This window comes from Chloracidobacterium sp., assembly GCA_025057975.1.
GTDB lineage: Bacteria > Acidobacteriota > Blastocatellia > Chloracidobacteriales > Chloracidobacteriaceae > Chloracidobacterium.
This window is the reverse complement of record JANWUV010000008.1, coordinates 181,031-193,031: the sequence shown is the minus strand read 5'-3', so window position 1 is coordinate 193,031 and position 12,001 is coordinate 181,031. Positions and strand designations below refer to the sequence as shown.

The window sequence follows — 12,001 nt, the reverse complement described above, 5'->3', positions numbered from 1 at the left end:
TCCTTGTCCGGCCAAGAGCGTTACGGACGCCGGAAGTAACGGTCAAGCGCATCAACGACGTTGCGGTTTACCAGCCGGTTGAGGGTCCATGTTGGGCTGCTCCTCTCCCCTGCGGACTGGAAATTGACCCACGAATCGCTCTCCGCGATCCACGGCGAGGCTTGGCGGCGGGTTTCAAGCGCCGGATCGCGGCTGGGCCGGAATGACACGTTCAAAATACTTCGTCTCTCAGGATGAGAAAAAACGACCGTTGCAGTGTAGGAATGCCGCCTAGTGGAGACCTACACCGACCGCGCACTCGTCGGACAGAACTTCTCTCCCCTCCGCCGGCGACCGAAGAAACCCACCCTCGGCGGAAAGGCAAGGAACTCATCCAACGCCGTCCCCCTTCCTCTCGCCTGCAATCTTTCCCTTAACCGACCGCAGAATAACCGCCGCCAGCGTCTGATCGGCCAAAAGCTCGGACACGTCCGCCGGGCGTAGTCGGCGCGGACGGTCACGCCGCGCGTCAACAATGCACAAAAAGCCAAACGGTGTGGACTCATCATTCACTAGCCGGTGAACGCAATTCGGTCCAATGTAGGCCAAATCCAGAAAGCCCAGCGTACGGACGGTATCGCCCATGAGCACCTTGCCGACGCCGCGCAGGCCAATCACGGCATGAGCGTGTTCGTGGCGCTCCAACGCCGACCATCCGCCCGGCGCGATCTCGAAGTAGCGTACCTCAAACCCGATGGCCTCGCCCGACCGCCCGAACAACGTTTGCCGAGTGACGCCGGCAAAGTCGGCTTCCAAGGCGGGCGTCTGTTGATACGCCGTGACGGGAACCCCCTCCCAACGGAAAGGCTCGACGCAGGGTACGAAACGATAGGCTGGGAGATTCACCGTCTCCCGCCCATCGGCGGAAGCCACGGAAAGCGATGGATCAGGTACAGCTGGCGGCGCAGCGTGCATAATATTCTTACAACCCCCCGGATGTTTTTTGAAACGGCGATGCGCCCCGACAAACCATCGGAAAGCACGCCGGACTCAACGCTCGGCAATTGGCGGTGCGGACTCGTCTAGGTCACGGCTATCCAGCATGAAACTAGCCCGAAAGCGTTGGGCTTCTTCGTGCCGCGCTGCTTCGCTTTTCATCAGCGCGATAAAATCCTCAATGCTGTAGTCTTCCGCAACGACATACGCCCGCACAACCAGCCTGACGCCAAAGTTGCGCGCTGGGTCCAGCTCGTAGCCGAAACGAGTGCGAGCGGCAAGTTCGTAGGTCTCACTTCCACGTAAACGAATCACACGGTCGTACATGGCACGGACTGCGACGCGGCGCTCCTAACAGCGGTTCGCCGCCTCCATCCAAAGTTCCGACTCCAACGTTCTAAAGCAACGTTTTCCCCTACGCGCTTCTCATCAAAAAGCGTTTCTCAAAAAACCTTTCCCCAAAGCCACCGTTCAAGCTTCAGCGATGTCTTCCATCAAGGTGAACGCATCCGGCATTCCTGTCAAACCACATCGCCTAGGGATACGCTTGCAACGAATCGAAGCAATCCATAAAGATATGACGCCTATGCATGTCTTCACGCACAAAACGCGCCCATACCGTACCGCCGGCCGGATTGGGGCGGCTGTTCTAGGAGGGCTAAGCCTACTGGCCAACCCAACCCTGCCCCCAACCTACGGCCGGTGGGTGACGCCAGACGCCGGGACAGCGGTCGCGTCACCGATTCAGCGCTCCCGTGAGCTGCGTCCAGTAGAGATTGTCGCCGCCTGCGTCGAGGCGTTCTTTCGCGGCGACGACCCCGCCATCCGAGCGTTCCTTACTGAACGCGCCCAAGCAACGCTTTCAGCCTTAGCGACCAACGACAACGCCGCCTACAATGATATTCGCCGGGCGCTGCTGGGCGACCACCCGTTGAGCCGACTGGCGGCGCAGGGCGTGCGCGTCGAACCCATCACGACCGGCAGCGGCGCGCGGGAAATGCTGTTGCGCTCCGGCGCGCGTATTGTTGGCAATATTGCTTTTCGAGACATCACCGAAGAAAACCTCGCAACGGTCGAGCTACGCGCCTCCCTCAACAGCGAAGACGCACGACCGACGGTTATCAACGTCATCCTCACCCGCGACCGGAAACTCAAGACTTGGCGTATTGTGGCGCTGTACGTCGCCAGTTTCGGCGGCCAGACGGACGACGTGTTCGATCTTGACCGCCTGTTTGAAGTGCGCATCGCCGCCAATGAGGCCGCCGTCATTCCCCTTCTTGAGCAACTTCAGGAAGCACAGGCGAGGTATGCGTTGGGCGTTGGCCAAAATCGCTTTGGAACACTGGCTGACCTGCGCCGCGCCGGTGAAGATGCCGGCGAAATCAAAAATATCACCGACGGGCGGTATCGGGGCTACCGCATCGAAATGGTTGTCAACAACCAAGCTGTTCCCCCAACGTTTCAAATCCATGCTGTGCCGGAGCGGTATCGAGAAACGGGACGGCGTTCATTCGTGATGGACGACAGCGGCGTCCTGCGCGCCGCCGATCGCCAAGGTGAGCGGGCGCGGCTGTCCGACCCGGTGCTCAAGGGCAAAGACGCCGACGCCGGAGACGATACTGGAGACACGGACTAACGTTTTCTGGTGGGGGGCCGCTATGCTGCCGCTCCCCCGCCGCTAGAACAGGAGGAGAGCGTTGTGACAGCCCCACTGCTACAAGGCGACCTCGTTCAAGACGCGTTGCCGGATGTCATCCGGCGCATCTACACCCGCCGCCTCAGCGGCGAATTGACGCTCACGCACGAGAAGATCAGTAAATCCATCTACTTCGAGCTGGGGGCGATTGTTTTCGCACGCAGCAATGATCGCGCCGACCGCATCGGCGAAAGCATGATGCGCAACGGGTTGTTGTCGGAAGCCGACTTCCTGCGCGCGTCGGAAGCAGCTGGGCAGGGAAAGCGGTTTGGTCGGGCGCTAGTTGACCTAGGCATCATCTCCGAGCGCGATCTAGCGAATGCCGTCACCTTTCAAATCCTAGGCATCATCTACTCGCTGTTTGAGTGGACAAAAGGACAATATCGTTTTACAGCCCAAGAAAAGCCAGTACCAGACGACCTGCGGCTGGAGCTTTCCACAGCCAATATCATCTTGGAAGGCGTCCGACGTATCCGCGATTTCAGCATCATTCAACGCGGAATGGGCGACCTGAACCGGCTCATCGGACCATCCAGCAACCCATTGCTACGTACGCAATCCCTTTCGCTCAAGCCGATTGAGCGCCAGCTTGTCGCCGGCATCAACATCCCAATGAACGTTCTCCAGGCGATGATGCTCGTCAACGGACCGCCCAACGCCACCTTGCAGGCGCTTTACGGCTTGATCTCGGCTGGGGTACTGGAACGTCATGCCGCGCCGGTTATCAACCGCGAGACCGGGCAGATGGAAATTCCGGCCGAAATTGTCGAACAGGCGGTCAGCGCCCCACCAATTGTCCCACCCCGCGCCGCCGCTGACGCCGCCAAACGCACCGGCTCACTCAAGGCGGTGAATATGTTGCTGGCAATGCAGGCGCGGCTTGATGCTACCAGCGATCCCTATGAGATTTTGGGCGTTTCACCCTATGCGACGCGGGAAGAAATCCGTGACGCCTACTACCGCTTGGCGCGCGACTTCCACCCAGACCGCCACTTGAACGCCCCGCTGGAAACACGCCGGCAGGTGGACGCCATTTTCGCGCGGATTACAGAGGCCTATGAAGCCATTCGGGATGGTGCGGAAAAACCAGCCCTCGTCGCCCCAATGCCGCTTTCCGCCGCGACGCCGACGCCGCGCGGCGCTGCGCCGCCGCCAAAATCACCCCCGACCGTCCCTGGTGAAACCACCGCCCAGCGGGAAGCCAGAGCGGAGCAGGCTTTCCAAGACGCCCGCGCCAAAATCGCCAACCGGGACTTCGCCGGCGCCATTGCCCTGTTGCGTGAAGCCGTCGCCCTCAAACCGGACGCCGCACGGTACCACCTCCTGCTGGGGACAACGCTGGCGGCACATCCCAAAATGCAGCGCGAAGCGGAAGCGGCGCTCAAGAAAGCGGCTGAACTGGATCAGTTCAACACTGCGCCGCTGGTGGCGCTGGGGCAACTATATGCACGGGCGAATATGAACATTCAGGCTGAGAAAATGTTCAACGAGGCGCTACGTCTTGATCCTGATTCCAAGGCGGCTCGCAAAGGGTTAGAAGCCATCAAGGGCGCAAAGGGTGGCGGTGGTTTCTTCGACAAGTTGTTCAAGAAGTGAACACCGCCGTCGTCGCCTACGCTCCGTCAGCGTTCGCGTGTCCTCGCCCGCTGGGGATGCAAACGGCCGACCGCCTTTGACAGCCAACGCGCGTCGTCTGCGAGCCGACCATGGTAACGGACGAAGAACTATTGCGCGCGTTTCAGCAGGGTGACGAACAGGCCTTTGCGCGGCTTTACCAGCGCCACCGCACCGCCGTCTACCGTTTTTTGGCCCGGCGGTTGTCGTCGCCGGCGCGGGCCGAGGAACTTTGCCAAGATGTCTTCGTTGCCCTTGTGGAGCACGCCGCGTCTTGGCGGGGCGAATCGTCCGTCAAGACATATCTCTACCGCATCGCCTTTAATCGTCTGGTCAGCGAGGCGCGCCGAAGCGAGCACCGCCTGACGGCGACGCCTCCAACCACGGCGGACAAAGCAACAATGCCAGTGCACCATGAGCCGGTGTCGGATGAGCGTCCAGACGTTCAGTTTGAGTCCAAGGAACGAACCCGGTTGGTGCGTGAGGCGCTCACGCTTCTTCCTCCTGAGTTCCGTGACACACTTGTGATGAAGGAGTACGACGGCCTCAGTTGTGAGGAAATCGCCGACATTACCGGCGTCGCGGTTGGAACCGTCAAATCACGCCTGTTCCGCGCTAAGCTCGAACTGAAGCGCCATCTGACTGCCCGCCTCTCTTCGCCGTCGTCTTCCTCTTCGCAGTAAAAAGGCGGAAAGCTATACAGACTTAGCGCTTTGCAGTATTTTTCATCGCCGCCGTTCACAGCGTTGGGTTTTTCCGTTGTCCGTAGGGTAACCTTGCCTCATGAATGATGGTCAGCCGATGACTTCCGTCACTGACACCTCCAGCGCGTCCGACACAGCGGCGTCCCTGCGAGAAACAACGACGGCCGGCGCGGAACAACGTTGGTTGTTCGAGCTGACAATGCTGGCGCAGAGCCTAGCTTACTTTTTCAGGCTTGAATTGCATCCGCTCTCAGAGTCGGATCGAACAACGCTGGGACAGCGCGACTTTACAGAAGAACTGCGCATCATCCGTCAAGCGTTGCTACGGATGAACTATCTGTCCGCCGAAACTTTGGCTTCACTACAAACGGTAGCGCCAAAGGTCTCGTCCGGTAGTGGGCTCAGTCAATCCCCCCATGAATCCCCGCTAGCAGCGACGCTGTACCAGCTGCTTGAGTCGCTTTTCGACCTCCGCATGCTCGTAGACGACCTTATTCGCGCCAAACCGGTCGGCTATCACACCTTTACGGCCGTCGGCCGGTTGCTTAATCAGTCCATTGAGCGGAGCGGGTTGTTTCGGGCAGTGCGGGGCGGTTTGGTCACGCCGACGCCGGAGATCAAATCTGAAGCCCTCCGCCGGCTAATTGCTGCTTTGCCGGACCCGGCGTTGCGCCAAGACCTACGCCATATTTTCAGTTGTTTTTATCGGTTTCTGCGCTATTTGGACTTTGTGCAGGATGACCTACGGCAGGATCGTCCGCTCAAAAGCGCCCTGTTGATTTTCATTCTGATTCGTGCCGAAACGGAGGCTTTGATCGAGTTTATTGAAACCCGGCCTATGCGTCTGCCTGACCTACTGCCGGATGTACATGACGCCTTCGACGCGACGGTGTACGCCCTAGAAATGGAACTGCAAAAAATCTACGGGCGGGAGTTGGTCGGGTTTGCCGAGTTGCACCAAGCGCCGCCGATTTACGCACGTGTTGAAAATGCGCATGGCCTGCTCCGCGACTGCTTTCAACAGTCGCTGGTGGCGCTGGCGACGGTCTTTGATCCAACGTTTGATGGCGCCACGGCGTTTGAAATGTTCCAGACCAAACTTGAACAATCTCTGCACCTGCGCGAAGACATCTGGCGGCTACTGCGTCACTTGCGCCGTTTTGAATCACGGCCGGACAAAACCGCCGTCGCCCCACTGATTGAACGCATCACGCTGTTCCGGGACACGTCGCTGCGGTTCCTGATGTACAAAGACTGGGATGAATACGACCGTTTTCTGGATGAGGTACAGTCGGCGCGCAATCTCGAAGAACTGATTAAAACGGTTCACCTGCTTGCAACTTTCCTTGAAACCCTGCTGGGACAAATCAATATGCGCGCCGTGTTGGCTAATCATCCGTTCGACTATCCCGAACTGGATGACGAGTGACCGTCCGCCGAGGTGGCCGTGTTAGAATCAAAACCAAACGCCGAAGCCATTCTCAACAGGCGTTGGCTGCGGACTGTGGAAGGCTTCCCGACGCGCGGGGTGGTGGTTGCGGTGTCGGGTGGTATGGACTCCATGGCGCTCCTGCACGCCCTTTGGGATTGGTGCGGTGTAGAAGCTGCACAGTGTCTGCACGTGGCGCATCTCAACCATGGTCTGCGCGGCGCGGCGGCGGACGCCGACGCCCACTTGGTCGCCGAGACGGCCGCGCGGCTGGGCTTACGGTGGACGGTGGAAACGGTGGATGTCGCTCAGGCGGCCACGGCTGAACAGGGCAACTTGGAAGCGGTAGCGCGGCGGATACGATATGCATTTCTGCAGCGGACGGCGGAGCAGGTCGGCGCGGCGTTCATTGCGACGGCGCATACCCAGAGCGATCAGGCGGAAACTGTCTTGCTACGGTTGGTGCGCGGCGCTAGCCCCGACGGTTTGACGGCGATTGCTCCCTTGCGCCCCGTCGCAGACGACTCGCCCATACAGGTCATCCGCCCTCTGCTGGCGACGCCGCGTCCGCGCATCGCCGAGTACGTGCAGCAGTGTGGAATCCAGTTCCGGGAGGATGAAACCAACCGCGACCTAACGCGCGCCCGCAACCGACTGCGCTATCTCGTCATACCGGAACTGGAACGGCTCAATCCGCAGCTGGGCACCGCCTTGGCGCGGTTGGCGCAACTGGCGCGTGAGGACAGCGATTATTTGCGAACTGTTGTCGCCGAATGGCTGCACCGGCACGCGCGGCAGGTTGGTCGGCGATGGGCGTTGCCCGTAGCGGAACTGACGGCGCTGCCGCCAGCTATCCGCCGGCGAGTGTTGCACACCGTCGCCCAAGAGCAGGCGTATCCGGCGGTAGCGTTCCACCACATAGAAGCCATTGAGGCGACACTCCTCCCGGACGATGGCGTTGGCAAATGTCTGGATTTGACGGGCGGCCGGCGGGTACGCCGCGTGGCGGATGCGTTGGTTTTTACCTAAGCTTATATTGACGGCTAGGTGGTGGCCGGAACCGCCGTCCAAGAAATGACAGGACGACTTTTCTTCAAAAAAGTCGTTCGTGTAAACTTGGCGTCCAAGGCGGGGCGGCCCGTTTGTCACCGCCCCGACGGCTTACTCAACCGTTTTTCCGGTCATCCTCATCAAATCACAACGACCGACACGGAAAGGCAGGCGTGACGTTGAATACGGCAGTCCGACAAGTCGTCCTCTGGATCGTCATCATCGCCGGCGGCGTGCTGTTCTGGAGTTTGCTCCACCGCAACGGGCCGCTCAAGGAAGACAACCCCGACTATGCGACGCTGGTCAAGAAGATCGAGGCGCGGGAAATTCAAGAGGCCGTCATCTCAGAAACGGAAGTGACGGGAAAGTACACCAACGGTAAACCCTTCCGCACGGACATCATCAGCGGCGTCGCCGGCGAGTTGATGAACCGCATGCGGGAAAAGGACATCAAGGTGCAGGGCAAACCTGCCACCAGCGGGATCTGGCTGACCATCCTGCTGTACTATTTGCCGGTTTTTCTGCTGATTGGATTTGTTTTCTTGATGATGCGCCAGATGCAGGGCAGCGGCAACAAAGCCCTGTCGTTTGGCCGCAGTCGGGCGCGGTTGCTCTCCAACCAGGCCAAGCGCATTACGTTCAAGGACGTGGCCGGTGTTGAAGAGTCAAAGGAAGAGCTTCAAGAAATCATCGAGTTCCTCAAAGAGCCGCAGAAGTTCCAGAAGCTTGGCGGACGGATTCCGAAGGGAATTTTGATGATGGGTCCGCCCGGTACGGGGAAAACGCTGCTGGCGCGCGCGGTTGCAGGCGAGGCGAATGTGCCGTTTTTCTCGATTTCCGGCTCGGATTTCGTTGAGATGTTCGTCGGCGTTGGGGCGTCACGTGTCCGCGACCTGTTTGAGCAGGGTAAGAAAAACGCGCCATGCATCATCTTCATTGATGAAATTGACGCCGTGGGCCGCCATCGCGGGGCCGGACTGGGCGGCGGTCACGACGAACGGGAGCAGACGCTCAACCAACTGCTGGTTGAGATGGACGGCTTTGAGTCTAACGACGGCGTGATTCTGATCGCTTCGACCAACCGGCCGGACGTGCTTGACCCGGCGCTGTTGCGTCCGGGGCGGTTTGACCGGCGGGTGGTCGTCAATCGTCCCGATGTCAAGGGGCGTGAGGGGATTTTGGCGGTGCACACGCGCAAGATTCCGCTGGGCGACGACGTGGACATTTCCGTGATCGCGCGCGGGACGCCCGGCTTCACAGGGGCGGATTTGGCTAACTTGGTCAACGAGGCGGCGCTCAACGCAGCGCGCAACAACCAGAAGTGCGTGACAATGCGCGACTTCGAGTGGGCCAAGGACAAGGTCATCATGGGCAGCGAGCGCCGTTCGCTAGTGATGTCTAATGAGGAAAAGCGCAACACGGCGTACCACGAAGCTGGCCACGCGCTGGTTGGCATCAAAGTGCCGAATGCAGACCCAATTCACAAGATCACCATCATTCCGCGCGGCATGGCGTTGGGACTGACGCAGCAGTTGCCGGAAGCCGACCGGTACTCGCACACTCGCGAGTACATTGAGGGGCAAATCGCCATCCTGATGGGCGGGCGACTGGCGGAAGAGATTTTCCTCAACCATGTCACAACGGGCGCCGCTAACGACCTTGAGCGAGCGACAGAGTTGGCCCGGCGAATGGTGTGCGAGTTTGGGATGTCGCAGCTCGGACCGCTGACCTTCGGCAAGAAAGAAGAACAAATCTTTTTGGGACGTGAGATTGCGCAGCATCAGGACTACAGCGAAGACACGGCCATCAAGATTGATCAGGAAGTCAAGCGGATCATCATGGAGCAGTACAACCGGGCGCGGCAGATCATTCTGGATAACAAAGACGCGCTGGTACGGTTGGCAGAAGCGCTGCTAGAGCGTGAGTCGCTAGACGCCATTCAGGTACGCCGTTTGGTTGCTGGTCTGCCGCTGGACGATGAAGAACCGACAACAAGCAACAGCCTTGAGCGTGAGGAGGCCAAGGCCGACGCGGTCCGACCGGCGGTGGTCAAACCGCTCATTCCGCCGGTGGCGGCGGGCGACAACCCCGCAACAGCGTAACCCACTTGAACAGACTGTTTTTAGCCGCCCCTGTGTGCAGCTAAGCCACGGGGGCGATGTTTTTGGTGGAACGCACCGATGAGAAGCGCCGCGCCACCTTCACCACTTCGGTGATCACCGCTGCGCGGCTGCGCACTCACGAGAACTGAAAGCGCGCGGGCAACGGCTGACACAGACAAGAACTGCGGCTCAAAAAGGCTACGGCTTGAGCCGGTATGTCGTACGGACGCGCTGCGCATTGCCGCTGCTCAACGCCCGGACAACACCCTCCGCTTTGACAAAAGACAATTCCGGGGCGATGCAAACACCCCGTACGGCGTCTTCGACTCGCGCTAGATTGCCCGTGATCACATAGCGGTCATCGGCGGCCGTGTATCGCGCCGCGTCACCCGTCGCCTGGCGGCCAGGTTGGACGATGACCACTTTTCCCGTCGCCATCAGCCGTTCAAGACGACTTTCGCGGGCAGCCAGTTCCGCCTCCACCGTCTCGGCTGTCAGCGTCGCGTCACCTTGCACCAGCTTGACGTTTTCTGCGTAACGTGCGCGGCGCTCTACGTCGCTGTACGTGAACATTCCCGCCGTACCAAACATCAGCGCATCGGAACTGGACGCCAAGCCGCTGCTTCCCGCCGCCGGACGCCCCGCGCGATAAAACGCCGTCGCAACATTGCCCATCGCCGTCAAACGGCGGTCGGCTTGGAACAGCTCCAATCGGTCACCGCGTACAAAACTGTCACCCTGCCAACAACGCGCGTCGCCGATGAAAACCGCCCGCCCCAGCTCGGCGTGCGCTTCTCGGGCCGTGATGAACACAGGGGCGTCCGGCCGCCCAAAAACGCCAGCGTTACCTGTCCGACGGGCGTCGTAGTAGGTCGTGCGCACCTCGCCGCGCGCCGCGTGCCGACGTCCTGCCGTTGAAAGGTCGAGTTCACGCGCTTCAACACGCGCCGTGTCATCCCAGACAACCGGCCGCCGCCGCTCGCCGCGCAGTTCGATCACCTCCCGCGCCCGAATCAAGGTCGCACGTTCGGCTCGCGCCTGACGCAGCCCGTCCTCAAAGACGACGTTGCCTGTTTGCACCAAGCGCGTCAACTCGCCGCTGACAGCGTCAAAATCCGCTTCGGCGCGTTCACTGGTTGTTTTGCGCGGCCGCCTCTGCTCGCCGGACGACGCCGGCTCCACTAGCGCCTCGACTCCGCCCGAGGCGACGCAGGTTTGCACTTTGCCGTCCGGGTAGAAGGCGGCGTCGAAGCGCGGCGCACGGAGTGTTTTTCGTTCCCCATGTGTCGCCGCCGCCGGCGTCACCGTAAGCATCGCTTCACCCTCGGCGACGGCCGTCTGCAAGACGCGCCCACCGGGAGCAAAAGCGGCCCGCAAGGTGTGGGCGCGCAACGTCTTTTGTTCCGGTGAGACGGCGGACGCCGCGCCGACCGGCTCAACGTGCAGACGAGCGCCGCCCGTCGCCTGCGCGGTTGTGATCTCACTGCTGTTTGCGCCGCGCCTGAAGTCGGCTTCCAAACGGTCACCGCTCACTTCCCACCGTTCGCCTTCAGCCTGCCGACGGAGTACGGCTTGCCCAAGTCCAACTGCGCGCGTGAGACCGCCCGACGAGTCGAAATCAAACGTCAACGTCTGCGCTGTGAGGATACTGTCAGCTTCCGAGCTGTGCAGTGTGGCGGCTGTGTGCGCCTCGACGCGCCGTAATCGCTGGGCGTCATCAAGTTGAGCCGCCATTGTCCGCGCGGACAACATATCCCCCCCGTGGACAATCTTTGCACCGCCGCTCAGCACAATGCGCTGATCCTGCGCCGTATACTCGCCGCGTCCGGCCGTGATGACGGTTGTTGGGCGGTTGGACTTTTCAGGCGCAACCGTAACGCGAACCGCTTGTTCCAGCGTCAGCCGATCCGTCTTGCCGTCAAAATGCACTCCGACGGCTTCGCCGCTGACGCGACCACGCGCAAACCGCACCGGATCGGATGTGGCGGCGGTTTCCGCCTCGCGGTCATAGCGTACGGTCTCAGTTTCAATGGTCAATCCCTGCGTCGTGGCGATGACGACTCGCCCTTTGAACTCTGCAACTCGTGCTGTGGGGTCGTAGTCGCAGGCGTCGGCTGTTAACTTGCCGGTGGCTTGACCGCGAGCGTCGAAGATTTGCAGCTCAATGCCCTCCAGTTTGTGTCGGCCGCTCACATAAGCAGTGTCCCGCTTCGCTCGCAGCAGCAGCCGTGTCACATCGCCTTCCTTGTGCAGGTACTGGAAGTCATTGGAGACAACCTCAATATCCGGCGTGAGATCACGGCGCACTTCAGGGAGCGGCTTAGATGGCGTACGGCGAAGGACAAGATACGACGCCACATAGGCGGTCATCACCAACCCGCCGGTTAGCGCCAAAAACCGCAGCCAACGCTGCGCCGCAGGTGTCATGACA

Annotated in this window: 10 protein-coding genes; 7 read left to right on the top strand and 3 right to left on the bottom strand. The window is 60.5% G+C overall.

Going from position 1 to position 12,001, the window contains the following annotated elements; genetic code table 11:
• On the top strand, window positions 1-206 hold a 206-nt coding region (locus NZ585_09125; protein MCS7080197.1), incomplete at its 5' end, for a hypothetical protein.
• Window positions 207-369: 163 nt separating this feature from the next.
• Here the strand turns inward: NZ585_09125 and NZ585_09120 are convergent.
• Both NZ585_09120 and NZ585_09115 read right to left on the bottom strand, forming a co-directional pair.
• A complete protein-coding gene (locus NZ585_09120) occupies window positions 370-954 on the bottom strand; it encodes a cupin domain-containing protein (protein ID MCS7080196.1) in 585 nt (194 codons plus the stop codon).
• 75 nt (window positions 955-1,029) lie between these two features.
• The gene (locus tag NZ585_09115; protein ID MCS7080195.1) at window positions 1,030-1,302 is read right to left on the bottom strand and encodes a hypothetical protein; all 273 of its coding nucleotides are present in this window, start codon (window positions 1,300-1,302) and stop codon (window positions 1,030-1,032) included.
• Between the two features lie 250 nt (window positions 1,303-1,552).
• On the opposite strand from NZ585_09115, the gene NZ585_09110 reads away from it, so the two are divergent.
• From NZ585_09110 to ftsH, 6 genes are all read left to right on the top strand, one after another.
• Window positions 1,553-2,611, top strand: a complete 1,059-nt coding sequence (locus NZ585_09110; protein ID MCS7080194.1) for a hypothetical protein — start codon at window positions 1,553-1,555, stop codon at window positions 2,609-2,611.
• A 63-nt stretch (window positions 2,612-2,674) separates the two neighbouring features.
• Window positions 2,675-4,267, top strand: a complete 1,593-nt coding sequence (locus NZ585_09105; GenBank protein ID MCS7080193.1) for a DnaJ domain-containing protein — start codon at window positions 2,675-2,677, stop codon at window positions 4,265-4,267.
• 110 nt (window positions 4,268-4,377) lie between these two features.
• A complete protein-coding gene (locus tag NZ585_09100) occupies window positions 4,378-4,968 on the top strand; it encodes a sigma-70 family RNA polymerase sigma factor (protein MCS7080192.1) in 591 nt (196 codons plus the stop codon).
• A 100-nt stretch (window positions 4,969-5,068) separates the two neighbouring features.
• Window positions 5,069-6,418 (top strand): hypothetical protein, encoded by a 1,350-nt coding sequence (locus tag NZ585_09095; GenBank protein MCS7080191.1) that lies wholly within the window; start codon window positions 5,069-5,071, stop codon window positions 6,416-6,418.
• Window positions 6,419-6,436: 18 nt separating this feature from the next.
• Window positions 6,437-7,447 carry a tRNA lysidine(34) synthetase TilS gene (tilS, locus tag NZ585_09090; protein ID MCS7080190.1) on the top strand — a complete coding sequence of 337 codons (1,011 nt, stop codon included), beginning with the start codon at window positions 6,437-6,439 and terminating at the stop codon, window positions 7,445-7,447.
• Between the two features lie 200 nt (window positions 7,448-7,647).
• Window positions 7,648-9,570: an ATP-dependent zinc metalloprotease FtsH gene (gene ftsH, locus NZ585_09085; protein MCS7080189.1), complete on the top strand. Its 1,923-nt coding sequence runs from the start codon at window positions 7,648-7,650 to the stop codon at window positions 9,568-9,570.
• Between the two features lie 198 nt (window positions 9,571-9,768).
• Here ftsH and lptC read toward each other — a convergent pair whose 3' ends face one another.
• Window positions 9,769-11,997: an LPS export ABC transporter periplasmic protein LptC gene (lptC, locus tag NZ585_09080; GenBank protein MCS7080188.1), complete on the bottom strand. Its 2,229-nt coding sequence runs from the start codon at window positions 11,995-11,997 to the stop codon at window positions 9,769-9,771.
• Window positions 11,998-12,001: the final 4 nt, after the last annotated feature.